The following is a 26063-nucleotide window of genomic DNA, read 5'->3' as shown; positions in this document are numbered from 1 at the left end:
GGCATCCCCAAAATCAATTTACACTTTAGTAAAATCAAATTTTCCGTCTTTCAGCTTCACTAAAATTTTATCACCGGATTTTACTTCACCTTTCAACATCAATTCTGAAAGCTCACTTTCAACAACTTTTTGTATAGCCCTTCTTAAAGGTCTTGCACCATACGTTACATCATAGCCTTCTTTTAAAAGCTCCTCTTTAGCATCATCTGTAAATTCAAGGCTAATATTATTGTCCTTCAGTCTCTTATTTAAATCAGCTATCATCAAATCAGTAATTTTTCTTATGTCGTCCTGTGTCAGTTGACGGAATACGATAATATCATCTATCCTGTTTAGAAACTCAGGCCTAAATGACTTTTTGAGCTCATCTAAGATGTTTTCTTTCATCTTTTCGTATGATGCCTTATTCTCTTCACCTTCAGGCATAAATCCTAAAGTTGTCTGCTTCTTTATAAGCTGTGCACCAACATTAGAAGTCATTATTATAAGCGTATTCTTAAAGTCTACTGTCCTGCCTTTTGAATCCGTTAGCCTTCCATCGTCTAAAATCTGCAGAAGTATATTGAAGACATCAGGATGCGCCTTTTCAATCTCATCAAAGAGAATCACAGAATATGGTTTTCTTCTTATTTTCTCTGTAAGTTCTCCGCCCTCTTCGTATCCTACATATCCAGGAGGTGAGCCAATAAGCCTTGACACAGAGAATTTTTCCATATATTCTGACATATCTATTCTAACTATTGCTGATTCGTCGCCAAACATAGCTTCGGCTAATGCTTTGCTAAGCTCTGTCTTGCCAACACCAGTTGGTCCCAAGAATATGAATGATCCGATAGGTCTTCTAGGATCTTTTAATCCAACTCTTGCCCTCCTTATTGCTCTTGCTACAGCGTCAACTGCTTCATCCTGTCCTATTACACGTTTGTGTAGGATCTCCTCTAAATGCAACAGCCTTTCTGACTCTTCTTGAGCCAATTTTTGTGTTGGAATTCCGGTCCAAAGCGATACAATCTGAGAAATCTCCTCGGCACCGACGCTTTTATCTTTTACCAATGAATTCTGCTGCCACTTTGATTTTAAATTCTCCAACTGTTCTTTTATCTTTTGCTCTTCATCCCTTATTTTAGCAGCCTTTTCGTACTCTTGCGTTCTAATTGCCTCTTCTTTATCCTTATTTAACATATTTAATTTGTCTTCTAGCTCTTTTATCTCTGGTGGAGCTGTAACTGTTTTTAATCTTACCCTTGATGCAGCTTCATCTATAAGATCTATAGCCTTGTCAGGCAGATATCTATCTGTTATATACCTGTGTGAAAGTTTTGCAGCAGCCTCAATAGCTTCATCCGTAATTTTTACTCTGTGGTGTGCCTCATATTTATCTCTAAGCCCTTTTAATATTTCAATCGTTTCTTCTACAGACGGCTCTTCAACCATTATAGGTTGAAACCTTCTTTCGAGCGCTGGGTCTTTTTCAATGTATTTCCGATACTCATCTATAGTCGTCGCACCTATTACTTGTATTTCTCCTCTTGCAAGGGCAGGTTTTAAAATATTGGATGCGTCTATTGCACCTTCAGCAGCACCAGCTCCTATTATTGTGTGTAACTCATCTATGAACAGTATGACATTTCCTGCCTTTATGACTTCATTTAAGACATTTTTTAGCCTATCCTCAAATTCTCCTCTGTATTTTGTGCCTGCAACCATTGAAGCCATATCCAAAGTTACAACACGTTTACCTTTAAGGATTTCTGGTATTGTACCGCTTTCAATTGCTTCCGCCAATCCTTCAGCAATTGCTGTTTTTCCAACTCCAGGCTCTCCTATAAGACATGGGTTATTTTTAGTTCTTCTGCTTAATATCTGTATTACTCTTTCTATTTCTTTTTCACGCCCAATGACAGGATCTAGCTTTCCTTCCCTTGCAAGTTCAGTCAAATCCCTTCCAAACTGGTTTAAATTAGGTGTATTAGTATTTTTAGCCCTTTGTGCCTTATTTGCGGCACCAGAAGGTTCTTCACTAACCATCTTTACTATCTCTTCTCTAACTCTGTTAAAATCCACACCTAACTCCATCAATATCCTTACTGCTACACCTTCGCCTTCTCTTATTAACCCTAATAAAATGTGCTCTGTACCAATATAATTCGTATTAAATCTCCTGGCCTCAGCAAAACTAAGCTCTAAAACTCTCTTTGCTCTAGGAGTATATCCTACAACATCTCCTGGTACATTGCCCATTCCAATCAAAGTCTCTACCTTTTCTCTTATATCATCATACGTTACACCGAGATTTTTAAGAACTCTCGATGCTATTCCATCTTCTTCTTTTATAAGACCTAAAAGAATGTGCTCTGTTCCCACATAATTGTGATAAAGAGAACGTGCCTCCTCTTGTGCCTGATAAAGCACTTTCTGTGCCTTCTCTGAAAATCTTCCAAACATTGCCATTACAATGCACCTCCTGTTATATTAACTTCTGATTAATTTTGATACATATTCAGCTCTCTTTACATCTCTCTCATATGGTTCCAACTGCTTCCCTATTATTTTTTGTAAATTTCCTGGCTGAATATGTGTTGTTATTTCATCTATTTTTTGAATGTCTATGTTTATAATGTTTAAAACAGCACCTAACCTTACATCTGAAATAAGCCTCATAAATTCCTGCGTCGACATGACTTTTGCATTTGTCAGAAGTCCATATGCTCTTCCTATCCTGTCTTCAATTTGTACTTTTCTCCTCTTATACAGATCTTCTCTAGCTTTTCTTTCATTGTTTATAATCTGTTTTACAATTCCTTCCAAATTTTCAATTATCTCAATTTCACTCTGCCCTAAAGTAACCTGGTTAGATATCTGATAAATATCACCTAATGACTGAGTACCTTCTCCGTACATTCCTCTTACAGCTATGCCGATTTTCGACACAGAGTTAAGTATATTTCCTATTTGGCCTGTTATTGTAAGAGCCGGAAGGTGCACCATTACAGATGCTCTTATACCAGTTCCAACATTCGTAGGGCATGCTGTAAGATAACCTAATTTCTCATTAAAAGCATAACTTAAGTTTTCTTCTATCAAATCATCTATCTTATCAGCCAGATCCCAAGCTTCTTTCAAATTAAGGCCGTTAAAAATCGTCTGTATCCTTAAATGGTCTTCCTCATTAATCATTATACTGATAGTACCATCATTTTTAATAAGAGCACTGCCATTTTTTGTATTCTGAGCAAGATCGGGACTTATCAAGTGTCTTTCGACAAGAGATTGCCTCTCTAAAGGAGTTATTTTTTTCATGTCGTATTCAGAAAACTGTGTTGAAAGGATTGTCTTGCTGTCAAATATAGCCTTTTTTACCAATTCCTTCACTTTGTCTGCTTCACTCTCCGCCATAACGGACGGAAAAGGAATGTCACTTAAATTCCTAGCAAGTCTGATTCTGCTGGATATCACAACATCATTATCGTGATCAAACATTTCTGCCACCTACTTTCCGTACTTCTTCTCAAGTTCTCTGATTTTATCCCTTAATTTGGCTGCTTCTTCAAAGGCTTCCTCTTTTACTGCTTTTTCAAGCTTTGCTTTCAACTCCTCTATTTCCCTCTTTGCCCTTAAAACGCCACCTGTTTTTCTTGGAATCTTACCTCTATGTCCAATACTTCCATGAATTCTCCTTATAAGTGGATTCAATTCATCTGCAAATGAATCATAACATCTGCTGCATCCAAGCCTTCCTGTTTCTTTAAATCTATCATATGTCATGCCACAATTATTGCACTTCAATTGCTCTTCTACATAAGTGTTTCCGGTATTAGGCAGAAAATTCATAAGTCCAGCCAGCAAGTCCTGCACAGAAAATGGTGCAAAATTTACAAATGGAGAGAAAGTTTCGCTGTTTAATAAACCCTCTTCCTGGGCACATTGTTCACATAGATTCATCTCCGTCTTTACACCATTAATTATTTGCGTATAATGAACTGTAGCTGGTCTTTCTTTGCACTTGTCGCACAACATTTCAATCACTCCTTTTAATTAAATTATTTGAAAGTTCTGCAAGCATGACTTTTAAAAGTATTGCCCTCAATATTGGTTTTTCATATTGCGATACAGGCAAAATCTTTTCGTTTAATACAGACTTCATCAATGCAGCTTCCCTTTCAGTTATTAAATTATGTTCTAATAAAGTATCAATGTAAAGTCTGCTTTTGCTTTCTGTTATATTATCTCCTATATCTGAAATAAGTTTTGACATCCAATCCTTTGAAACGGGTCTTTTTATTATTTTTATATAGCCACCACCACCACGTCTGCTTTCAATAATATATCCGTTTGATAGATTGAATCTTGTTTCAAGCACATAGTTAATCTGTGATGGGGCGCAATTAAAAATATTAGCAAGTTCATTTCTTTTGATTTCTATATATTCTTCATCCGCTTCTTCAATTAAGCTTTTTATGAAATCTTCAATCAAATCGCTTAACCTAGCCATCCCATCACCACTTTTCTTACTTTGACTTTCTTTGACTTTCACTTACTATTTTATTCCTTTTTTATGATACGTCAACAACAATTTTAAGCTATTTTACCATAATTATCTTAATTAAATGCCGTTTAATTTATATTAACTTTTATTTGTTTATTTTTTCTCGTCACTGCTTTTATTTTCATCTATACCTGAATTATAATAGCAGTAAAAGTCATTATAAATATCTATATATTCATCGCTTTTTTCTGTCATCTTTGACTTTGAATATGTGCTGAGTATTTTGTCAATATTAGCATATACATCGAAAAATTCATAATTACTGTTGTATATTTCTGAGAACCTGCTATTTAAAGACATAAAAAGCCTCCTTTATTTAAATTTCTACTATATTTTTAGCAAAGGAGGCTAATTCATACTATAAAATTTTATTTAATTTTTTCTCTAATTCAACTAAATCTATATTTAAATTAGCGACTTTAGTATCCATAGCTGCCTTAGCCACATTTGCAGCTACCGTCTTAGCCACTCTTTTGTCAAATGCCTTTGGTATTATATAATCTTCTCTTAATTCTTCATCAGAGACCAAGCTTGCAATAGCATATGCAGCTTGAATCTTCATTTCCTCATTGATTTCCGTTGCCCTTACTTCCAATGCACCTCTGAATATACCGGGAAAAGCCAGAACATTATTTATCTGGTTAGGAAAATCAGACCTTCCTGTTCCAATTACCCTTGCACCCCCTTCTTTTGCCTCATCCGGATATATCTCAGGTACTGGATTTGCCAGTGCAAATACAATTGCATCGTCATTCATTGCCTTTACCATATCTTTTGTCACAACGTTAGGAGCTGATACCCCTATAAATACATCAGCACCAATAAGAGCATCTCTCAACGTGCCTTTTAATTTACCTTTATTGGTAACTTTAGCTATTGATATTTTTGATGAGTCCGTGCCTTGTCTTCCTTCGTATATGATGCCTTTTCTGTCACACAAAATGACATCGCCGATTCCAGCATTTATAAGCAATTTCGCAATAGCTATCCCTGCTGCACCTGCACCGTTTATCACCGCTTTTATACTTTTAAGATTTTTGTTTACAATCTTTAATGCATTGATTAATCCGGCAAATACAACTACAGCCGTCCCGTGCTGGTCATCATGAAATACAGGAATTTTAAGAGCTTTTTTTAACCTTTCCTCGATTTCAAAACACCTAGGTGCCGATATGTCTTCAAGATTTATTCCACCAAAAGTTGGCGATATGTTTATAACCGTTTCAACGATTTTATCCACATCTTTTGTCCCAATGCATATTGGAAACGCATCAATTCCACCAAATTCTTTGAATAAGACAGCTTTTCCTTCCATGACAGGCATTCCTGCCATTGCCCCTATATCGCCTAATCCTAATACAGCAGAACCATCCGTAACAACCGCTACAAAATTCCCTTTGTTTGTGTAGTCATATATCATGTCAGGGTTTTTATGTATCTCTTTACACGGCTCGGCAACGCCAGGCGTATACGCCAACGACAAATCTTTTGAATCTTTTACTTCAACCTTGCTTAAAATGCTTATCTTTCCATGATTATCTTTATGCAATTTCAGCGCTTCTTCTCTTGAATCCATTATTACCCTCCTTAAAGTATACAGTATATTAAGAATATTATATATCATAATCATCCTAATATCTATCACTTTAGGCTAGTAAATAGATAAAATATACTGTTAATACTTCAAAAATCGTAGTTTAATGTAAATTTATTAAATGTTTTGTTTTTTATACATTTTCTATCCTCAAATTTATCAAATTGTTAAAAATAGGGCTTAAGTATGTTACCTTAAGCCCTCTGCATTTATTCCTGAACTTTTTTTCTGGCTTCTATTACTTTTTCAGCAACCACAGATGGAGCCTCCTCATAACGAGCAAAAGACATCTTGAATTCTCCTCTTGCCTGCGTTAAGGACCTCAAATCGGTAGCGTACTTAGCCATTTCAGCCTGAGGCACCTCTGCTGTCACTACTTCCATCTCTCCTTTAGACTCCATGCCCAATATGCGGCCTCTTCTTTTATTTAAATCTCCAATGACATCTCCCATATACTCCTCAGGCACTGTTACCTCAACATGCATTATGGGCTCCAGTAAAACTGGATTTGCTTCCTCCATTCCTTTTTTAAACGCTATGGATGCAGCCACTTTAAACGCCATCTCAGATGAATCTACAGGATGATAAGAGCCATCCAAAAGAGTAGCCTTTATATTTACAACGGGATACCTAGCGAGTACACCTTCTTTTATACATTCTCTAAGCCCTTTTTCAACTGCAGGAATATACTGCTTTGGAACAGCACCACCGAATATTTTATCTTCAAATTTGAATTCTCCCTCTTTGTAGGGTTCAAATTCTATCCAAACATGACCATACTGTCCATGCCCGCCAGTTTGCTTTTTGTGCTTGCCTTCCACCTTCGATTTGCCTTTGATTGTTTCCCTATAAGGTATTATGGGCTCTGTAAGAACGCATTCTACGCCAAATTTGCTTTGCAATTTTTTAGATAGTACCTCTATATGCTGCTCACCCATGCCATACACTATAACCTGTCCTGTTTCTACATTCTTTTCAACTTTAAATGTCTGATCTTCTTCCTGAAGCCTCTGCAGTCCATTACTAATCTTATCTTCATCACCTTTCGCTTTAGGCTCGATTGCCAATGCCAGAGTTGGTTCAGGAAACGAAATCGGTCCAAACTCTACCTGATTTGCCGGATCGCATAGAGTATCGCCTGTCATGGTAAATTGTAATTTTGCACATGCTCCAATATCGCCAGCAACAAGCTTTGAAACAGGCATCTGTTTTTTCCCTCTCAGTATATAAAGCTGACCAATTTTTTCATTTGCTTTCTTTGTACCATTGAATACAGTTGAATCAGATGTAATTGAACCAGATAGCACTCTGAAGATTGACAGCTTGCCAACAAATGGATCTGCTATCGTCTTAAATACAAATGCTGAATAGGGCTTATTTACATCAGATACAGCGCCAAATTTATTGACCTCATCAGGTGATGGCAAAACATCTGTCATTATATTTAATAATACATCTATACCTATATTTTTTAAGCTTGAACCACAGATAACTGGGAAAATATCCCTGCTTTTTACTCCTTCTTTTAATCCATGAAGAAGTTCATCATTTGAAAGCTCTTCTCCTGCAAAAAATTTTTCCATCAGTGCCTCATCATTCTCAGCAATATCCTCTATAAGTTCCTCCCTGAATTTTTGTACATTTTCTTCCATATCTTTAGGCACATCAGCTTCTTCAATGCCTTTTTGGCTGTAAACGTATGCTTTATTTGTGATAAGGTCTACATAACCGGTGAAACTGTGTTCACTTCCTATTGGAAGCGTCATCGGCACAACTTTGTTTCCAAATTTATCTCTTAACTGATTTAATGTCTTATAATAATCAGCATTTTCTCTATCCATCTTATTTATAAATATTACTGTGGGGAGATTTTCCTCTTCTAGTATGTGAAACGATTTTTCAGTGCCAACTTCAACCCCTGAGGCGGCACAAACAACTAATACAGCACTATCGGCAGCTTTTAAACCGCTTATGACTTCACCAAAAAAATCAAAATATCCTGGTGTGTCAAGAACATTTAACTTGTAATCTTTCCATTCAATCGGAATTACAGAAGTAGATATTGAAAATTGTCTCGAAATTTCCTCAGGATCATAATCAGATACTGTTGTTCCGTCTTCTACGCGTCCAATCCTATCTATGGCTTTTGCATTGTACAGTAATGCTTCTGTCAGCGTCGTCTTTCCAGCTCCGCCATGCGAAACCAATCCAACATTTCTAATTTGTTGCGTTCTATAATCTTTCATATATATCCCCCTATCTTATTGCTTTAATATTATAATTCTATACTTATCTTAAATTTCCTTTTTATATTTAAAAATTTTTTAAAAAAACCTCTGGTATATTATTATATTACCAGAGGTTTTCAATCATTCACCAATTATATCGTATAAAATTTTTCTTGACGCATCTTCAATTTCGTCAGGTGTCGACATGTTCAAAACCATTTCTGTAAACTCTTTTGCTTTCTCGTAAGATACATTTCGTATTATGTTCTTTATATTTGGTATAGAGCTTGCGCTCATTGAAAATTCATCAAGACCCAGTCCCAAAAGAATAACTGTTGTAAGGGGGTCACCAGCCATTTCACCACACATAGCAGTAAATATTCCTTCTTTGTGGGATGCATCTATTACATTTTTAATAAGCCTAAGAATTGCAGGATTAAACGGCTTATAGTAATCCTTTATTCTTTCATTCATTCTATCAACTGCCAGCGTATACTGGCACAGATCATTTGTCCCTATGCTAAAGAAGTCTACCTCTTTAGCTAATATATCAGCGGTTACGGCTGCAGACGGTATCTCCACCATAATACCAACTTTTATATTTTTATCGTATTTTATGCCTTTTGCATCCAGTTCTTCTTTTACCTCATTTAAAATCGCATTTGCTTTTCTAACTTCAACAACAGAAGAAATCATAGGATACATTATCAAGATGTTTCCATAGGCACTGGCCCTGAGCAAAGCCCTAAGCTGTGTTTTAAACATCTGTTTTTCATCAAGGCAAAGCCTTATTGCTCTATAGCCTAAAAATGGATTCATTTCATCGGGCATATTTAGATAAGGTAATTTTTTATCACCGCCAATATCTAATGTCCTTATTGTAACAGGTTTTCCATTCATCTTCTCAGCTACATATTTATACGCTTCAAACTGTTCTTCTTCACTTGGAAAATCATTTCTGTTCATGTACAAAAATTCAGTTCTAAATAAGCCTATACCTTCTGCTCCATTTTTCAAAGCGCCCTCTACATCTTTAGGTGTACCGATATTTGCAACTAGCATAGATTGTTTTCCATCTGTTGTCACGGCAGGCAGATCTTTAAGTTCTTTTAACTTTTCAATTCTAATTTTGTATTTATTTAATTTATCTTCATATTCTTTAAGAATATCGTCGCTTGGATTTATTATCACTATGCCTTCGTTTCCATCGACAATAGCAATCTCACCGCCAGCTACATTCTGTGTGACATTTCCAGTACCAACTACTGCTGGTATCTCTAAAGAACGAGCCATAATCGCTGTATGTGATGTCCTGCCGCCAACATCCGTAGCAAACCCCAATACTTTATCTTTTTTCATAGTCGCAGTATCTGATGGCGTCAAATCTTTAGCAATTATTATCACATCTTCATCCAGCTCCGATAAATTCACATTTACTATACCCAGAAGATTATTTATTATCCTGCTTCCTACATCTCTTAAATCAACAGCTCGCTCTTTTAGGTACTTGTCATCTAAAGATTCCATCATAGAAGCGTGCTGTTCTATTACATGGTTTACCGCATTATCAGCTGTCACATATTCATTTTTAATCATACTTATTACAGAGTCATAAAGCTCTGGGTCATTTGCCAGCATAAGATGTGCCTCAAAAATCTCAGCTTTATCTTTGCCAAACTCCCTTTCTGTCTTCTCTTTAATTTTCTCTATTTGTTCTTTTGTTAATTTTAGTGCATTTTCAAATTTTGCGATTTCATCTTTTACCATAGATTCATCGATATTTCGGGTATTAATTTCAGCAAACTTTTTTGTGTATAAAAATACTTTGCCTATTGCAATACCCGGTGATGCCGCAACACCTTTTAACATGTTTTTTCCTCCTCATTAGACTTTAATAGATATTATAGCATAATAGTAGCACAACTTTAAGTGTTTTTAATATTTTAACCAAACAAAAAATAATGTACCATTTTACAAATATTGTTATAAATCTATCAATTTCATCCCACCTTTACAATTTATAATATCATAAAAATTAAATTTATTGAAGTTTATAAATCATTTCAAATATTTCTAAACACAAAAATGAGGAAGAAACCTTCCTCATTTTTGTTCCGCTAATTTAATTGCTTCTTCTACAACTGCTTTCGCATTCTTTATGGCTTTTTGGGCCTCCACTTTGTAAATTGGTTTGTCCTTAAACCGTGATTCTTCTTTCACTGCAACATCTGCTGCAAATATAACTAAGTCGGCTTCGTCAGCTTCTTTTTGTGATATTTTATTCTCTATACCTATAGAACCTTGTGTCTCTACTTTGATATTGTGACCAAGCTGTTTTGCAGCTTTTTCTAATGCTTCTGCAGCCATATACGTATGTGCAATTCCTGTAGGACAAGCTGTAACTGCAACAATTTTCATTTCACATCAACCTCTTTTGGTGTTATTTTTTATACTATAATTATATCATAAATGTTATGCTGTTATTTCATCTTCATCTTCTTCAGAAACATTTTTCTTTAAAGCATTTACAATCACTGCTGTTACTGCTATACCAATCAACACAGCTATTATAAATCCTATTTTATTGTCAATAACAGGAAGTACTATTGGACCACCGTGTGGCGCATGATCCCCAACTTTAAACATTGCCGCCACTGCTGCAGATATAGATGAGCCAATCATTATAGACGGTATAACTCTTAATGGATCGCCTGCCGCAAATGGTATGGCGCCTTCAGTAATTCCAATCAAGCCCATCGCAAGTGCACCATATCCTGCTTCTCTTTCTACCTTTGTATATTTTTTAGGAGCTAAAAGCGTTGCAACACCCATTCCAAGTGGTGGTGTGCATATAGCTGCAGCAATTGGTCCCATTATTGTATATACTCCTTCACCTATCATAGCAGCACCAAATAAGAAAGCAACTTTATTGACAGGACCACCCATATCAAATGCTATCATAGCACCCATTATCAAAGCTAAAACTATTGCATTACCTGTAGACATCGATTTCAACCAATTCGTCATTGCTTCCATAGCTGAAGCTATCGGATTACCGAGAATATATATCATGAGTCCACCAACAACCAATGATGAAAGTATTGGTATTACGAAAATAGGCATTATTGGCCTTAAATTTTTGTGAACTTTCCAGCCTTTGATCCATCTTGCAACATAACCTGCAATAAACCCTGCTACTATTCCACCTAAGAAACCAGCTTTTAACTGATTTGCTAAAACACCTCCAACAAGTCCAGGTGCGAGACCAGGTCGATCAGCAATACCAAATGCTATGAATCCAGCAAGAACTGGAACCATCATAGAAAATGCAGCAGAACCTATATCATTCATGTTTTTAAGAACAGGATTTGTTATAACAGCACCTTTGCCTGCTTGTACACCACTTAGCGCTATTGAGAAAGCTATTAATACACCACCGATTACAACAATCGGTATCATGTATGATACACCTGTCATAAGATATTCTCTAACTCTTTTTAATTCATCCTTCATTCGAAAACTCCTCCTTTTTACTCAATATTAATGTCGCTTAAAGCTTCTAAGACATCATCTTTTGCATCAGCCATTTTTAGCCTCTCTACAAACTCATCATTCATGAGTTTCCTGGATAATTGAGATAAGATCTTAAGATGAATGTCGCTTACGTTTTTGTCTGGAACCCCTAATAAAAAGATGATATTAACAGGTTTTCCGTCTAGAGATTCCCACTCTATGCCGTGGCTAGACTTTCCAAATACAATCATCGCCTCCTTTACAGCATCCGATTTTCCATGCGGTATTGCAATACCATTGCCTACCCCAGTTGTATATGTCTTCTCCCTTTCAAATACGCTTTTTGCAAAGTCATCAACAGAAGTGATTTTGTCTTCCTTTAAAGCCTGTTTCGCCAGCTCTAATATTGCACTTTCCTTGTCTTTTGCTTCTAAATCTAGTATGATCATATTTTCGTTTATTATCATAACGGTTCCCTCCAATATATGAGATACACACATAATTAGTAAATAATATTGCCACAGCAATGAGGTAATTATATTGATTAATTTATCATCACTTCTAATAATATTATATCGTTAATCTCTTATTTTTCAATGCTTTACTCGTTATTTTTTATACCTCTTTAATGTGGTAATACTTTATTAATTTTCGTTTACATATAATGTTAGAAAAGTCAAATGGATTTTATATTAATAGCACAATAAAAAGCGAAACAAAACAATTTCGCTTTTTAACTTACTTCTTTAATTAGTATATCCTGTAATTCACTTTTATTATCTGCTTTTAATATATTATCCAAAAAATTTGGTTCATCTACCATGTGATAAAACTTTCTAAAAAATCGGTTTGCATATTTAATATCTCTTGTCGCTATTGATACCATTATTATTACCTTTACTTCGCCATCATTCCATCTTACAGGTTTTTTTAGTCGCGTAACAGATATTACGGATTTATTAACATTTTCAGGATTCCCATGTGGAAGCGCAATGCCATTACCTATATAAGTTGATGAAATATTTTCTCTTTTTAATACATCATCTAAATACTCTTTTTTTACATGACCTATCCTGATTAATTCTCCTACTATACGCTTTAGTATCTCTTCTTTATCTTTTGTTTCATCCTCTATATTCAGAATTTCTACATCGACAATCTTTTTATTTTCACTATAATCATCAATAAAATTTTCCAACTTTTTTATGTCGTTCTGTGTCAGCAGCGGTGTTATATTAACAACAGGTTTTTTACTTTCGATAGAAACCGTAGATATAATAAAATCTGCATTATCAAACATTTCATCATTTAATGCCAAAGAAGATACTATATCAATTATCTCAATATTTCTAAAACATCTTTCCAATCTTACAGCTAAAAGCTGTGAGGTTCCAATTCCGCTAGAGCATACGACCAAAGCTTTAAGAGGCTTTTTAGCTCTTTCAAAAGCCGCACCTAAATGCAATGTTATATAGCCAAGTTCTTCTTCACCTACTTTTTTGCCAATGTATTTTTCAAAGACAATACTGGTCATCCAAGCTACTCCAAATATATCCGGGTAATTTTCTTTAATTTGATTTAATATAAGATTTCGCAATGTTAATCCGTATTTTAATCTATTTATTGTTGGTTTCAAATGTAAAATCAAACCATTTAAAAGCTGACTGTCGCCACTAAAATCCACTGACAGAGCTTTTTCAGCAATTTTTATTATCTCTTTTGCCATTGTAACAGCTATATCAATATTTTCATCTTCTTTTATTTCAATATCGATGTTTTTAAGTTTATTTTGCTGCATTTTTGCTCCTAAAATATGAAGTAAAATATATCCAATCTCTGAATCAGGCAATTTAACTTCAAAGTTTTCCTCAATCTCCTTAGCTGCTTCTTTTGCAATTGTATATTCTTCGTGTTGCTTTAATTTTTTGAGAACATCATTGGATAACTTGATGTCCTTATTTCTTCTTAGCCTTTCCATTGATATAGCAATATGAATAATTAAGCTTACAAATGCTTCATCAGAAAACCTAAATTGCAACTTTGGTTCCATATTAGAAACTATCTTTTCAAGCTTTCTATAGTCAATATCAATCAATTCTTTCAATCGAGTTAAAGTCTTGTAATCTATTCTACCTGTATAATCTTCATACAAAAGTTCTTTGATTTCCTCTTGCCCTTTATTTGATACAATTAAACTTGCTGCAGCATTTCGCCAGTCTTCCTCGCTACCATATATTTCTATTCCATAGTTAGTTTTCTTTATCAATCTCAGATTATATTTCGACAGCCATTCCTCCACAGCTTCAAGGTCTTTGTGTATTGTAACTTTGCTTACATAAAGTTCATCTGCCAGCTCCTTAATAGTTATATTTCTATTGCTCATAAAAAGTCTCTTTAATATGTAATTTTTTCTAGCTTCAGGTGAAAATGGTTCTACAAATTTAGAACTAGTATTTAGCTCAGTCAAAAGATCTAGTTTTTTATTTTCGGGACCCTCTATCATAACGCCTGTACCAGGTTTTTTCAAAAGCTTTAAACCCTTTCCATTTAGAAATTCCTCCACTTTTTTAAGGTCATTTCTAATTGTTTTATTAGAAACATTGAGTTTTTTTGCCAATTCATTCACAACTAAAGCTTCCTCACTATTTAACAGAGTTTTAATAATTTCAATTTCTCTTTCACTTATGATCATATCCATACCTTCTTTTAATCGAAAATTGAATTTATTCCTCTAACTTTATTTTTATTATACTATAAATTAATACCTACATGTATAAATGCCGGTTTACACCGGCATTTATTATGAAGCTTTTTCCATATCATCAATATTTTCTTCATTGTGACTATATAATTCAAAAATAGATTTTTCTGCTTCGTAACACAGCGAAATAACTTCTTCCGTAAATGCATTTACAACCTTTGCTCTATATTCCCTACTAAATATAAATTTTAATATCTCCATTTTGAATTCCTCCTCAACTTATCATTTATCTATATTGTACCCACTCAAAATGAAGATATTATGAAGATTTTTATTTATATTTCATATACTGCAACTCTGTCTCTACCTTTTGTTTTGCAGCCAGCGTAAAGGGCCCTATCAGCATGGCTTACAAGCTTTTCTGCTGACTCCGCTTTATTCGGATAATCAGCAACACCAGCACTTACTGTTATAGTGATATCGCCCACATCAGTCTTTATTGGTTTCGATGATACCTCATATCTAATCCTCTCTGCTATAACGCAGGCTTGTTCTGCTGTAAGATTCGGCAATATCACAGAAAATTCTTCACCCCCATACCTTGCAACAATGTCATTACTCCTTACGCATCTTTTTATCCTGGATGCTATCTCCCGCAATACAGCATCTCCAATCACATGGCCATATGTATCATTTATGTTCTTAAATTTATCTACATCTAGCATTATAAGACTAACTGGAATCTTATCAGCAGCCGATTTTGTTACGCTGTCATGCAATACTTGATCGAAAAACCTCCTATTGTAAGTTTTAGTCAAAGGATCAGTAATCGATTTTTTACTTATTTCAAAATACATAATTGCATTCATTATAGCTATCGAAGACTGCTCTGACAGTGCTTCCATTATTTTGAGAGAATCTACGTCAAATGCATTAATTTCATTTTGAAAAACCGAAATACAGCCTATTATTTTATCTGCATTTTTAAGAGGAACTACAATTGCAGAATCATAATGTTCAGAAATGTTGCTGTCAAAATAATGCTTATCGCTTCTTAAATTATCTATTATTACAGGTTTTCCCTCATATACAACCTTTCCAATAAGCCCTTCATCATTCATATACACATCTTTAAAAGCATTCTTTGATTCTTCAGAGCATTTAATCTTCTCCTTTACTATAAACCCATTTTGATCCTTTAAATAGATGGCAATACCCGAAACAGTAACAACTTTTTCTGTTACATAGACAATTGCCTCCAAAGTTTTATCTAAGTCTAACTTTGAATTGATAATCTTAACCATCTCATAAAGAGCATTAAGCTTTTGATTTGCTTTATAAAGATCTCTAAAAGCTCTAATAAAGTAAGCTAATAAAATCAAAGGTATCACATGATAAATAAATATATATGTCCCATATTTTAAATACGCATTTGCGAAAAATATGGCAAAAGGAATCATTACAAAATAAGAAACCAGCTCTAATATAGAACTTTCAGCCCAATACTTTTTAAACAACACTTTCCCTTGAAATTTCAATGTATAATACAATATAAAATAATTTATGACAAAGCTAGCTAAAACATATATTATTATATATTTTAATTGATTTAAAGAAAATTGCCCAAATTCCCCACCTAAAAACTCATAAACACGTCCAGCAACTATATAAGTTATCGAAAACATAGCTCCATTTAAAAATCCATTTTTAACTTTTTTCCTGAAAAATATTGTTTCGATCATAATCGACAAAACAGCTAAAAGCGTAGATGATTCTGTACCGTATACCAAAAAAGAAGCTATAGTAATTACAGGGCTTATAGACAATTTAATATCTGTATACTTGATTCCCAAATTATCAAGTATAAGCATGACTGCTAGCAATAGCGAAAATAATTTTATATCTATTTTTAAACCATATCTGATGCAGGAAAATATCAACAGTAAAAAACCCACCGCAATTAAAAGTGAATCAAATATTACTTCCTTTTTTTTTAACATTTTTAACCCCTCTTGATTTAATTAATGTGTTATTCGACATAAATTAAAAAAATCCTTCATTGTTAATAAGCAAAATTTTATACACAAATGAAATTATATCATATCTATCATTCATAATATGTCGTTTTTTGAGATGAAGTAAAAAAATCTCCCAAAATCGGGAGATTTTTTGGCTATCTTTATTTTTAACCGCATTTTGAATAACCACAATTTTTGCAGACAACACATCCACCTTCATGTTCTATTTCGCTGCCACATTCAGGGCAGAAGCGTTCTTCTTGTGTATCATAAGTATATGCCGCCTGCAAAACCGCATCATCATTTTTATGGTTGCTACCATTTATAGGCACATCAATTGGAGCAAAGTTTTCATCTTCTTCGACTTTTAATTTCATCACTTTTTCAATGACTTTTGCTATAGCATCCGGACACGAAAGAACTTTGATTTCTTTATTATTTGCCATCTGCCTTAAAGTAGAATGACATCTTATCCCTTTTAACTGCTCAACAATTGCCTTGGCATCTAATCCAGATCTTAACGCAATAGATATCAATCTACTAGTAGCCTCTGACTGAGATGGGCAACCACCAGCTCGTCCTAAATTAGTAAACACTTCACATATACCTTTGTCATCGTAATTAACCGTTATATACAGATTTCCGCAACCGATTCTTACCTTCTCAGTAATACCTTTTGTGACTGGCGGTCTAGGCCTTGGCACGATTTGATTCTCTTCTGCATTACCTTTTATATCTTCTTTCACGTCTTCTTTTTTATCTTTTTTTATACCTAAATTCAGCACCTGAGAATCACGGCTTCCATCGCGATAAATAGTGACTCCCTTAAGACCAAGTTTGTACGCTAGCTCATAAACTTCTCTTACATCATCAACTGTTGCGTCATGTCTAAAATTAACTGTTTTTGATACCGCATTATCAACGTGCTTTTGAAAAGCTGCCTGCATCCTTATATGCCAAACAGGGTCAATGTCATGAGCTGTGACAAAGACTCTTTTTACATCATCCGGTATGCCATCAATCCCCTTTAATGTACCTTGCTCTGCTATCTTCTTCATCAATTCCTCTGAATAAAAGCCTCTTTTCACAGCTACTTCCTTAAATATAGGGTTTACCTCCACCAATTGGGTATTGTCCATTACATTCCTTGTCATTGCTATGGCAAATAAAGGCTCAATACCACTGGATGTCCCTGCAATTATAGATATCGTACCAGTAGGTGCAATGGTAGTCGTCGTCGCATTGCGGAGTTTAATACCTTTATCCTTGTATATGCTTTTATCATAGTACTTAAAAACGCCTCTCTTTTTTGCAAGTTCTATTGATGCTAACTTAGATTCTTCGTCGATAAATTTCATTAATTTATCAGCAAATTCTACAGCCTCTTCTGAATTGTAAGGTATATTTAGCATAAGAAGCATATCAGCAAAGCCCATGACTCCTAAGCCTATTTTTCTAGTACCCTTAGTCATCTCGTCTATCTGTGGCAGTGGATATTTATTTGCATCAATGACATTGTCAAGAAAATGTACAGCGTTATGTACCGTGTTTCTTAATTTTTCATAATCAACTTCATATTTGCCATTTTCCTCTTTTAGCATATTTTTAAGATTTATAGACCCTAAGTTACAGGATTCATATGGCAAAAGTGGTTGTTCGCCACAATTATGGATAATTATACCATTAGCATCAAATGAATTAATCCTAGGTACCTGTACATCATAAACATCTTCAAATCCGCTTTCTTTAACATCTAAAACTCTTGCTACAAACCGTTCTTGATGAGAACCCTTTTTATATGATGATAAAAGAGTTATTAATCTATGCATTTTTTTAAGATCTTGGAAACCTATCCGTTTTGCATAAATCTCTATATTATCGCCGCTAATACATAACTCATGTTGTGGCTTTATTTTATATTCTTTTAGGCCTCCTTTTCCATCAGGCATTAGTTTCATAGAAGCTTTTCTCCTGTTAACATATATCTTACTTACAATGCCTAAACGCAACAACATTCTTTGCACCGCTTTTAAAAGATCTAAATCGCTCTGCGCAAGTCGTATACTTGCACCTTTTTCTGGGCTACCTTGCACAGAAGCATCACAATCAAAAAGTCCCCTAATAAAACCTATGTAAGCATCCGACGACATTTTTTCTAATTCAGGAGTTACTGTTTTAAATCCATTGTGCATTCCCATTTTAAGCGCCAAGTCTCTTAATGATGCTAATTTTAGCCTGTATTCATTTCGCCCTTTTATTTCCATCCACCCTGCAAAATCTCTGCGATGCGGCAGTCTCATTGCGCAATCCAAAGCATATTGCATAACATTATCAACGCCACAATTATTCACATCTCCTACAGCTTTTCCTTCTTTCCAAGCGGAAAGTATTGCAGTATCTCTTTTAAGAACACCATCACCGACTAGTAGTCCTAATAGATATCCATCTCCTTCGTCAAGCTCCCCTGACCACCCAATTAAATTTCTGTTATTATTAAGAATAATTTTATCTCCAGGTTTTAGTTCTATCGCAGAAACCCATTCAGTTTTCATTTCATTTAAGCTACTATCTACAGCTTTTAATATTTTGTGATCATCTGTTAATCTTATAGAGTAACCTTCAATCGTCTCAACTAAAACAATATGTTTATGACCCGTTTTAAAGAAACCTTCATTTGTAGTTCTATAGAACCTGCCATTTATAATAGCTTCAAAAGGCTTACCAATTAAATCATTTACTTGCTTTGGCCCTTCTGTAGTCATTACCCAAGTATCCCCTGTGACACATGGGTTAGTTGACTCAATTTCACCTATTGCCGGTGTCGGATTTTTTTCGTTTATACGGTCTAAAAATACGATTCCCGGCTCACCATTTTTCCAAGCCATTTCAACGATAAGCTTAAATACTTCTCTCGCATTAAGCTTATTTACAACTTTTTTTGTATGAGGATCTATCAGTTCGTAGTCATCGCCCTTTTCAACTGCTTTCATAAAATCTTCTGTTATTCCGACACTTATATTAAAATTGGTTATTTCATTGTTGTCTTGCTTACACTGAATGAATTCAAGGATATCTGGATGATCTATCCGCAATATACCCATATTTGCCCCACGGCGTGTGCCACCCTGTTTTACCGCTTCAGTAGCAGAATTAAACACCTTCATAAAGCTTACAGGGCCAGACGCCACACCACCTGTCGATCTCACTGTAGCTCCCTTCGGCCTAAGTCTTGAAAAGCTAAACCCTGTGCCACCACCACTTTTGTGAATTATGGCTGCATATTTCACTGCGTCAAATATCTCTTCCATGGAATCCCCCACGGGAAGCACAAAACACGCTGAAAGTTGCCCTAATGGCCTTCCTGCATTCATAAGCGTAGGAGAATTAGGCAAAAAGTCCAAGTTCGTCATCATCTCATAAAACCTTTTTTTAACGGCTTCCGTGTCTGCGTTTATATCGTACTCTTTGTCTACATCTGAAATCGCCTTCGCTACTCTCTCAAAAAGTTCCTCAACAGTTTCAATGACACGTCCATTCTCATCTTTTGCCAGATACCTTCTCTCAAGAACCTTCTTAGAGTTTTCAGTCAAATTCATTTAAAACCTCTCCTCATTATGTAATTAACTACAATATTTTGTGTATTGATAAAGTTAATTATACATCTTATTGTGTGTCAAGACAAATCCTCTCTCATTGAATTTTTATATCTATTTACCACGATTTTTCTTCATATCTTAGATTTCTAAATCTTTATATCGTCATTTGCAAATTTTATTTGATACGCCATAAAAATATCCCGTCATCATGAACGGGATATTTTTTCTAAAAGCTCATCTATAATCTCTTTATCGTATGCTCCATTTACATAACCACTTCTAAAGCTATTGTCGCCTTTTGCCACAAGTTCCTTTATAACTTTAGGCCTTTCTATCCATGTACCTACAACTTTGAAAGAATCGTCCAGAAAAGCAAATGTTGGTATCTTTGCTTCTTTGTCTTTGCATAGCACCATCATGTCTTCTTCGTACCCTTTTCTTTTCAATATGTGAAAGTCAATTCCCAATATAGCACATATCTTAGCCATTATAGGCACACTTACTTGACAGTCAGGACACCAGCTTTCAGCGAAAGCCAAAACACTTGAAACCCTACTGCTATCTTTGATATTCTTTATGCTTTCATCTATAGTTACAGTTTCAAATCTATTTTTGAAAATTTCTGGGTTTTTGTTGTCTTCACTCTTAATAAAATCATTAAAACTTATACCGCTATCAAACAATTTCTTAATATCCATTAAAATCACCTATCTATTGAAAAATGAGCCTAAAACAGTCTTTGCACTTGATAATGTCATACCCAATAAACTACCGCTTCTGGTCATTATCTCATCTAAAGCATCTACGACTCTATCAATCTGCTCTTTAGTAACAATAAGTGGCGGCTCAAATCTTATTACATTTGGGTTATTAAGTGTATATGCTGTTATGATGTGATGCTTATTTTGAAGTTCTCCAGCAACTAATGAACCTAAGTATTCATTTGACAATTTTGATACAGCACCGCCAGATAGTTTGTCCAGCAATCCGCCTTCTGGCTGGTTAAATTCAACGCCTATCATAAGACCCTTTCCTCTTACGTCTTTTATGAGTTTGTGCTTTTCTTTCAATTTTTTTAATCTGCTTAAGAAATATTCTCCTTTTTCTCTTGCAGCCTCAGGAAGATTTTTATCTAAAATAAGTTTTATAGCAGTTATACCAGCCGCGCATGCCAACGTATTGCCTCCAAATGTTGAGGTATGCAAAAGACATCTGTCCATAGTTCCATAGCCTTTCTTCCACACTTCATCTTTGGCAATATACGCACCAATTGGCATCACACCGCCTCCAAGCGATTTTGCCAAGCACATGATATCCGGCACTACATTTTCATGTTGGCAAGCAAACATCTTACCGGTCCTTCCAAAACCAGTTTGTACTTCATCAAATATGAGATATGCATCATACTTTGTTGTAAGCTCCCTAACTTCTTTTAAATATCCATCATGTGGCACGATAACGCCGCCTTCACCTTGTATAGGTTCTACTATAAACGCCGCTACATCCTTCCCTTTCAAAGCATCTTCCAGTTCATTGGCATCACCGTATTCTACCTGTATTGTATCGGGAACAAGCGGTTTAAAATACTTTTGATATTTTTCACGCCCAGTAACCGAGAGAGCTCCTGCCGACTTCCCATGAAAAGAATTTTTGCAGTACACAATTTTATGCTTTCCAGACGCAATTTTTGCAAGTTTTAAAGCTCCTTCAACTGCCTCAGCACCGCTGTTACAGAAAAAGCTCCTTTTCAAATCACCTGGTGTAACTAGCGCTAAATCATATGCCAATGCACCGGGAAAATCATTTACCGCAGCTTGAAGTATGTTTGGCAGATCTTTCACCTTTTCTATCGCTTCATAAATTTCATCAGGATTATGTCCAAGGTTTAATGCACCGTAGCCGCCGAGAAAATCTAAGTACTCGTTGCCGTCGCTGTCCCATACAGACACGCCTTTTGCTTTCACAAAAAGCTTATCAAACTGCAGCATAGACAGCATAGAGACAAAATTAGAATTTACGTACTCCCTGTAATTTTCCCGTACTTGGCTTCTGTTCAGTCTAAGTGCATCATCACACGTTATGTATCTTTGATCCTCTTTCATAAAAAACATCCTTTCTTTAAATTTAAAATGATACCATCAGTATAAATTTGTTTTATTAATGAAAAATATAATTAAACACCAAAAATCATTGGAGGTGTTTTTGATGTCAATCAGAAAGAGCCACTGGACAAATATCAAAGGAAACCGAGTGGAATTCGCTGCTGACATCTACAAGTGGGAGACAAGGCATTTTAAGCGAGAAGCAAAATCGCAAAAAGCCCAATACAGAGCCCACAATCATGGCATAAGCAAAGATGTAAAAAGGCCTATGCACGACAAAGTCACATGAGGGAGATACATCTCTCCCTCTTTTATTGGTGATGGTGATGATGGCAGCAATCGTCGTGACAATCATCCTCATCTGCAAATTTTATGCTGTCAAGCTGCTGCTTTACCCTCTCTCTTATCTCCTTTACGTATTCCATCCTTAACTTTGACTGCTCTATCTTCTCTTCATCTGTTAGACCTTCATTTTTTGATTTATGGTACAGATAATTTATCCTGTCTATCATCTCTTTTGTAATCATATATTCACCTCAATCACTAATTAATAATTATATTATATGACTTTTAACAAAAAAACAAAAGACGAGTAACCTCGCCCTCTAAACATGGTTAAATTTTAATTTCGACTTCACCTTTAATGTCAATAAAGTTTTCTTTAACTTCGCAACAATATGCGTAGGCTTCAACGCCGGATTCAATAGCATCTTTTAAAGCAGAGGCAAATTTAATATCTGTCTTTACATTTGGCGTAAAATAAAGCACGTCATCCATCTGCACGAGAAAAACGACAGCGGCCCTCATGCCTTCTTCTTTTACGCTTTTAAGCTCTACCATGTGTTTTGTTCCTCTCTCAGTTGGTGCATCCGGAAACATTACAACACCATTTTCCTCAAGGGTGACCCCTTTAATTTCTATGAAAAAAACCTCATCTTTTTTAGAAAGCTTAAGATCAAATTTGCTGTTTTTATACGTCTTTTCTTTTTCAATAACATCATATCCTGCAAATTCATCCAATTTGCCCCGCACAATGTTATCCATCACTACTTTGTTGGGAATCTGTGAATCGATAGATATAAGCCTTTTCCCTTTATATACGAATTCCAACTCGTAAGGAGTTTTTCTTCCCATTCCTTCCCGCTTTTCAAGGACAACAGTTGCGCCCGGCACAAACAGTTCCTTGCACCTGCCTGTATTAGGTACATGAACAGTTATAATTTGGCCGTCTACCTCTACACGAGCTAAAAATCTGTTTATTCTCTCCAAAAATCTCCCTTTTACAATGGGATTTTCTATAAACATCTGACACAACCTTCCACAGTTACTTTGTAAAGTCCTGTATGGTTACTTCGGCGAAACTCGTAGGGGTTTCCCACAGCCTTATGCTGAAAAGATGAAATCTATCACTTTTTAAAAGAGGGTCTAATTTTTCCCACATCCACATTGCTATATTTTCACACGTTGTGTTAAAACCTAAGACATCATTTAAGTACGCATGATCCAATTTTTTTACCACTTCACTATCAACGATAGCTTTAAGCTGAGCAAAATCTATGACCATTCCTTCATCGTCTATACTGCCTTCCACCGTTACCTCCAGCTTATACGTGTGCCCATGAAGATTTTCACACTTTCCATTGTACTTGGTCAAATTGTGAGCACTGTCAAATGTAAATGACTTTGTCACCTTCATATCTACACCACCTTGTACCAATCCATTTTATAAAGTTTCACACCTTCTTTGTCCGGCAGCATTTCTATTATACGCGATAATTTTACTCCATCATTCGTGATGTTGGGATCAATATCATTAAGTGGCACAAGTACAAACGCTCTCTCCCACATTCTCTCATGAGGTATTTTTAAATCATCATCATTTATAGTTACATCACCATACAACAGTATATCTATATCAATTGTACGGGGTCCCCATCTTATAACCCTCTCTCTTCCAAGTTCTTTTTCTACCGTATTAATAATTTTAAGAAGCTCATGGGGCTTAAGTTCTGTCTTTGCCTGTACCACCGCATTTAAAAATTTGCCTTGTTCTTTATATCCAACAGGTTCTGTCTCATAAATAGGAGATACTTTTTCTATGATAACTGAATTCTTGGCAAGCTTAATAAGTGCACTTTTTAAGTATCCTTCCCTATATCCCACATTTGAACCAATCGATATGTATATATCCGTCATCTTATCATCGCATCCGTCATCCTGGCTACTCGCCACATTTCTTTCACGTCGTGCACTCTGACGATGTCAGCACCCTTTACTATTCCAACCACAACTGTGGCAGCAGTACCCTCCATTCTTTCATTTACGTCAAGGTTTAAGACACGCCCTATCATTGATTTTCTTGATGTGCCAAGCAATATAGGAAGTCCCAATATTTTAAGCTCATCAAGCCTTTTCATCAATGTCAGATTGTGCTCTAAAGTCTTCCCAAAACCTATTCCGGGATCGATCATTATGTTTTCCTTTTTTATGCCTGCTTTTAAAGCAATATCAATGCTTTTCTCAAAGAAACTTATAACCTCCTGCAAAAGGTCATGGTATTCTGCCACTTCCTTATTGTGCATTATCACCACGCCAGCACCATAATCAGCAACGACTTTTGCCATATCAGGATCTCTTTGCAAACCCCAGATGTCGTTTATGATGTGAGCTCCATTCTTAAGGCACTCGTAGGCCACTTTTGACTTCATTGTATCAATTGAAATTATGGTGTCTACTTCACACAACTTCTTGACTATATCATTTATCCTGGAAAGTTCTTCTTCTGCAGTCACAGGTTCGTATCCAGGCCTTGAAGATTCGCCGCCTACGTCTATTATATCAGCTCCGTCTTCCATCATCTTTAAGGCTCTTTCCATGCCCTTCTCCAAAGTATTGTATTTCCCACCATCAGAGAAAGAATCAGGCGTCATATTCAATATGCCCATTATGTACGTTCTCTTTCCAATTTCCAACTCTTTATTTCTTAATTTTAACATATAAGCCATAATATCACCCTTTCCTTGTGATCATCGCTTTCCATTTATCAAAAGCATGACTTCTTCTCTTGACCTTTGGTCTGTTTTAAATAAGCCTCGTAAAGCAGATGTAACTGTCTTTGCACCAGGTTTTTTTATGCCCCGCATCGTCATGCAAAGGTGCTCTGCCTCTACGACGACTGCAACTCCTAAAGGATTTGCGGCTTTTACAATCGTATCAGCGATCTCACTGGTAAGCCTCTCCTGCAGTTGAGGCTTTTTAGCCAAAATATCGACGATTCTGGCAAGCTTGGAAAGTCCCAGAATTGTGCCTTTTCTCGGAAGATACGCCACATGTGCAACACCCATAAATGGCAGTAAATGATGTTCGCACATAGAGTACATTGGTATATCTTTCACTATGACTATCTCTTGATGTTCATCTTCCTTAAAAGTCTTTATCACATCCATCACATTTGTATGAAGTCCTGAAAAAATCTCTTCGTACATTCTTGCAACTCTATCAGGTGTCTCTAAAAGGCCCTCCCTTTTTGGGTCTTCTCCTATAGCCTCAAGTATATCAAATACAGCCTTTTTTATCTTTTCTTTGTCAATCATCGCCATGCTCCTCAAATAGAACTTTTTATATCAATATATCATTTTTTAGATTTGTATACAAGTATTAGTTTAATACGGTTTGTGTCAAGTAGTTGTTGGCAAATTTTTTTCTTCAAATTTTATTCACATAATGTTTAATGTATTGTGAATTTTCATGCAATTGTTTTTACTC

The 26063-nt window shown here is 35.5% G+C and carries 24 protein-coding genes; 1 reads left to right on the top strand and 23 read right to left on the bottom strand.

Going from position 1 to position 26063, the window contains the following annotated elements:
• Window positions 1-18 precede the first annotated feature (18 nt).
• From J2Z80_RS07095 to J2Z80_RS07015, 17 genes are all read right to left on the bottom strand, one after another.
• Window positions 19-2451 (bottom strand): ATP-dependent Clp protease ATP-binding subunit, encoded by a 2433-nt coding sequence (locus J2Z80_RS07095; RefSeq protein ID WP_209453785.1) that lies wholly within the window; start codon window positions 2449-2451, stop codon window positions 19-21.
• A gap of 21 nt (window positions 2452-2472) precedes the next feature.
• Window positions 2473-3480, bottom strand: a complete 1008-nt coding sequence (locus J2Z80_RS07090) for a protein arginine kinase (protein ID WP_209453784.1) — start codon at window positions 3478-3480, stop codon at window positions 2473-2475.
• Between the two features lie 9 nt (window positions 3481-3489).
• Window positions 3490-4017 (bottom strand): UvrB/UvrC motif-containing protein, encoded by a 528-nt coding sequence (locus J2Z80_RS07085; protein WP_015310870.1) that lies wholly within the window; start codon window positions 4015-4017, stop codon window positions 3490-3492.
• Window position 4018: 1 nt separating this feature from the next.
• Window positions 4019-4492, bottom strand: a complete 474-nt coding sequence (locus tag J2Z80_RS07080) for a CtsR family transcriptional regulator (RefSeq protein ID WP_209453818.1) — start codon at window positions 4490-4492, stop codon at window positions 4019-4021.
• Between the two features lie 147 nt (window positions 4493-4639).
• Window positions 4640-4846, bottom strand: coding sequence for a hypothetical protein (locus tag J2Z80_RS07075; RefSeq protein ID WP_209453783.1), 207 nt, complete (start codon window positions 4844-4846; stop codon window positions 4640-4642).
• A 58-nt stretch (window positions 4847-4904) separates the two neighbouring features.
• Window positions 4905-6122 carry an NAD(P)-dependent malic enzyme gene (locus J2Z80_RS07070; RefSeq protein WP_209453782.1) on the bottom strand — a complete coding sequence of 406 codons (1218 nt, stop codon included), beginning with the start codon at window positions 6120-6122 and terminating at the stop codon, window positions 4905-4907.
• A gap of 227 nt (window positions 6123-6349) precedes the next feature.
• Entirely contained in the window at window positions 6350-8386 is a 2037-nt protein-coding gene (fusA, locus tag J2Z80_RS07065) for an elongation factor G (RefSeq protein WP_209453781.1), read from the bottom strand.
• A 123-nt stretch (window positions 8387-8509) separates the two neighbouring features.
• On the bottom strand, window positions 8510-10237 hold the full coding sequence (gene ptsP, locus J2Z80_RS07060; RefSeq protein ID WP_209453780.1) for a phosphoenolpyruvate--protein phosphotransferase: 1728 nt from the start codon (window positions 10235-10237) through the stop codon (window positions 8510-8512).
• Between the two features lie 234 nt (window positions 10238-10471).
• The gene (locus J2Z80_RS07055) at window positions 10472-10786 is read right to left on the bottom strand and encodes a PTS fructose transporter subunit IIB (RefSeq protein WP_209453779.1); all 315 of its coding nucleotides are present in this window, start codon (window positions 10784-10786) and stop codon (window positions 10472-10474) included.
• Window positions 10787-10840: 54 nt separating this feature from the next.
• The gene (locus J2Z80_RS07050; protein WP_209453778.1) at window positions 10841-11881 is read right to left on the bottom strand and encodes a PTS fructose transporter subunit IIC; all 1041 of its coding nucleotides are present in this window, start codon (window positions 11879-11881) and stop codon (window positions 10841-10843) included.
• Window positions 11882-11898: 17 nt separating this feature from the next.
• Window positions 11899-12348, bottom strand: coding sequence for a PTS sugar transporter subunit IIA (locus J2Z80_RS07045; RefSeq protein WP_209453777.1), 450 nt, complete (start codon window positions 12346-12348; stop codon window positions 11899-11901).
• 266 nt (window positions 12349-12614) lie between these two features.
• Window positions 12615-14573 (bottom strand): BglG family transcription antiterminator, encoded by a 1959-nt coding sequence (locus tag J2Z80_RS07040; protein ID WP_209453776.1) that lies wholly within the window; start codon window positions 14571-14573, stop codon window positions 12615-12617.
• A 108-nt stretch (window positions 14574-14681) separates the two neighbouring features.
• Window positions 14682-14843, bottom strand: coding sequence for a hypothetical protein (locus J2Z80_RS07035; RefSeq protein WP_013296937.1), 162 nt, complete (start codon window positions 14841-14843; stop codon window positions 14682-14684).
• A gap of 74 nt (window positions 14844-14917) precedes the next feature.
• Window positions 14918-16582, bottom strand: coding sequence for a sensor domain-containing diguanylate cyclase (locus J2Z80_RS07030; protein WP_209453775.1), 1665 nt, complete (start codon window positions 16580-16582; stop codon window positions 14918-14920).
• Window positions 16583-16767: 185 nt separating this feature from the next.
• On the bottom strand, window positions 16768-20196 hold the full coding sequence (locus J2Z80_RS07025; RefSeq protein ID WP_209453774.1) for an adenosylcobalamin-dependent ribonucleoside-diphosphate reductase: 3429 nt from the start codon (window positions 20194-20196) through the stop codon (window positions 16768-16770).
• A gap of 206 nt (window positions 20197-20402) precedes the next feature.
• Window positions 20403-20894: a thioredoxin family protein gene (locus J2Z80_RS07020; RefSeq protein ID WP_209453773.1), complete on the bottom strand. Its 492-nt coding sequence runs from the start codon at window positions 20892-20894 to the stop codon at window positions 20403-20405.
• 9 nt (window positions 20895-20903) lie between these two features.
• Window positions 20904-22298, bottom strand: coding sequence for an aspartate aminotransferase family protein (locus J2Z80_RS07015; RefSeq protein WP_209453772.1), 1395 nt, complete (start codon window positions 22296-22298; stop codon window positions 20904-20906).
• Window positions 22299-22401: 103 nt separating this feature from the next.
• Between J2Z80_RS07015 and J2Z80_RS07010 the strand changes: the two genes are divergently transcribed.
• Window positions 22402-22587, top strand: coding sequence for a hypothetical protein (locus J2Z80_RS07010; protein WP_014757882.1), 186 nt, complete (start codon window positions 22402-22404; stop codon window positions 22585-22587).
• A gap of 22 nt (window positions 22588-22609) precedes the next feature.
• On the opposite strand, the gene J2Z80_RS07005 is transcribed toward J2Z80_RS07010, so the two are convergent.
• The 6 genes from J2Z80_RS07005 to folE form a co-directional block, all read right to left on the bottom strand.
• Complete coding sequence (locus J2Z80_RS07005; protein ID WP_209453771.1) at window positions 22610-22825, bottom strand: DUF896 domain-containing protein; 216 nt, start codon at window positions 22823-22825, stop codon at window positions 22610-22612.
• 88 nt (window positions 22826-22913) lie between these two features.
• Complete coding sequence (gene sfsA / locus J2Z80_RS07000) at window positions 22914-23603, bottom strand: DNA/RNA nuclease SfsA (RefSeq protein ID WP_209453770.1); 690 nt, start codon at window positions 23601-23603, stop codon at window positions 22914-22916.
• Between the two features lie 19 nt (window positions 23604-23622).
• Window positions 23623-23994, bottom strand: a complete 372-nt coding sequence (gene queD, locus J2Z80_RS06995) for a 6-carboxytetrahydropterin synthase QueD (RefSeq protein ID WP_209453769.1) — start codon at window positions 23992-23994, stop codon at window positions 23623-23625.
• A 2-nt stretch (window positions 23995-23996) separates the two neighbouring features.
• Window positions 23997-24494 (bottom strand): 2-amino-4-hydroxy-6-hydroxymethyldihydropteridine diphosphokinase, encoded by a 498-nt coding sequence (gene folK, locus J2Z80_RS06990; protein ID WP_209453817.1) that lies wholly within the window; start codon window positions 24492-24494, stop codon window positions 23997-23999.
• Window positions 24491-25303, bottom strand: a complete 813-nt coding sequence (gene folP / locus J2Z80_RS06985) for a dihydropteroate synthase (RefSeq protein WP_209453768.1) — start codon at window positions 25301-25303, stop codon at window positions 24491-24493. Before folP ends, folK begins: the two co-directional genes overlap by 4 nt.
• Window positions 25304-25324: 21 nt before the next feature.
• Window positions 25325-25891 (bottom strand): GTP cyclohydrolase I FolE, encoded by a 567-nt coding sequence (folE, locus tag J2Z80_RS06980; protein ID WP_209453767.1) that lies wholly within the window; start codon window positions 25889-25891, stop codon window positions 25325-25327.
• Between the last annotated feature and the right edge of the window lie 172 nt (window positions 25892-26063).

Origin of the sequence: Thermoanaerobacterium butyriciformans, assembly GCF_017874545.1 — a bacterium.
GTDB classification, from domain to species: domain Bacteria; phylum Bacillota; class Thermoanaerobacteria; order Thermoanaerobacterales; family Thermoanaerobacteraceae; genus Thermoanaerobacterium; species Thermoanaerobacterium butyriciformans.
The sequence above is the reverse complement of the archived record's forward strand: the minus strand, read 5'-3'. Positions and strand labels throughout refer to the sequence as shown.

Excerpts from the sequence above, each read along its gene's own strand:
- J2Z80_RS07085 (WP_015310870.1), bottom strand. The coding sequence starts at position 4,017 with ATGTTGTGCGACAAGTGCAAAGAAAGACCAGCTACAGTTCATTATACG.
- folK (WP_209453817.1), bottom strand. The coding sequence starts at position 24,494 with ATGACGGATATATACATATCGATTGGTTCAAATGTGGGATATAGGGAA.
- J2Z80_RS07025 (WP_209453774.1), bottom strand. The coding sequence starts at position 20,196 with ATGAATTTGACTGAAAACTCTAAGAAGGTTCTTGAGAGAAGGTATCTG.
- J2Z80_RS07035 (WP_013296937.1), bottom strand. The coding sequence starts at position 14,843 with ATGGAGATATTAAAATTTATATTTAGTAGGGAATATAGAGCAAAGGTT.
- J2Z80_RS07010 (WP_014757882.1), top strand. The coding sequence starts at position 22,402 with ATGTCAATCAGAAAGAGCCACTGGACAAATATCAAAGGAAACCGAGTG.
- J2Z80_RS07090 (WP_209453784.1), bottom strand. The coding sequence starts at position 3,480 with ATGTTTGATCACGATAATGATGTTGTGATATCCAGCAGAATCAGACTT.
- ptsP (WP_209453780.1), bottom strand. The coding sequence starts at position 10,237 with ATGTTAAAAGGTGTTGCGGCATCACCGGGTATTGCAATAGGCAAAGTA.
- J2Z80_RS07015 (WP_209453772.1), bottom strand. The coding sequence starts at position 22,298 with ATGAAAGAGGATCAAAGATACATAACGTGTGATGATGCACTTAGACTG.
- J2Z80_RS07095 (WP_209453785.1), bottom strand. The coding sequence starts at position 2,451 with ATGGCAATGTTTGGAAGATTTTCAGAGAAGGCACAGAAAGTGCTTTAT.
- J2Z80_RS07020 (WP_209453773.1), bottom strand. The coding sequence starts at position 20,894 with ATGGATATTAAGAAATTGTTTGATAGCGGTATAAGTTTTAATGATTTT.
- J2Z80_RS07045 (WP_209453777.1), bottom strand. The coding sequence starts at position 12,348 with ATGATAATAAACGAAAATATGATCATACTAGATTTAGAAGCAAAAGAC.
- folP (WP_209453768.1), bottom strand. The coding sequence starts at position 25,303 with ATGGCTTATATGTTAAAATTAAGAAATAAAGAGTTGGAAATTGGAAAG.
- J2Z80_RS07080 (WP_209453818.1), bottom strand. The coding sequence starts at position 4,492 with ATGGCTAGGTTAAGCGATTTGATTGAAGATTTCATAAAAAGCTTAATT.
- J2Z80_RS07040 (WP_209453776.1), bottom strand. The coding sequence starts at position 14,573 with ATGATCATAAGTGAAAGAGAAATTGAAATTATTAAAACTCTGTTAAAT.
- J2Z80_RS07005 (WP_209453771.1), bottom strand. The coding sequence starts at position 22,825 with ATGATTACAAAAGAGATGATAGACAGGATAAATTATCTGTACCATAAA.
- J2Z80_RS07075 (WP_209453783.1), bottom strand. The coding sequence starts at position 4,846 with ATGTCTTTAAATAGCAGGTTCTCAGAAATATACAACAGTAATTATGAA.
- J2Z80_RS07070 (WP_209453782.1), bottom strand. The coding sequence starts at position 6,122 with ATGGATTCAAGAGAAGAAGCGCTGAAATTGCATAAAGATAATCATGGA.
- J2Z80_RS07030 (WP_209453775.1), bottom strand. The coding sequence starts at position 16,582 with ATGTTAAAAAAAAAGGAAGTAATATTTGATTCACTTTTAATTGCGGTG.
- J2Z80_RS07055 (WP_209453779.1), bottom strand. The coding sequence starts at position 10,786 with ATGAAAATTGTTGCAGTTACAGCTTGTCCTACAGGAATTGCACATACG.
- fusA (WP_209453781.1), bottom strand. The coding sequence starts at position 8,386 with ATGAAAGATTATAGAACGCAACAAATTAGAAATGTTGGATTGGTTTCG.
- sfsA (WP_209453770.1), bottom strand. The coding sequence starts at position 23,603 with ATGTTTATAGAAAATCCCATTGTAAAAGGGAGATTTTTGGAGAGAATA.
- folE (WP_209453767.1), bottom strand. The coding sequence starts at position 25,891 with ATGATTGACAAAGAAAAGATAAAAAAGGCTGTATTTGATATACTTGAG.
- J2Z80_RS07050 (WP_209453778.1), bottom strand. The coding sequence starts at position 11,881 with ATGAAGGATGAATTAAAAAGAGTTAGAGAATATCTTATGACAGGTGTA.
- queD (WP_209453769.1), bottom strand. The coding sequence starts at position 23,994 with ATGAAGGTGACAAAGTCATTTACATTTGACAGTGCTCACAATTTGACC.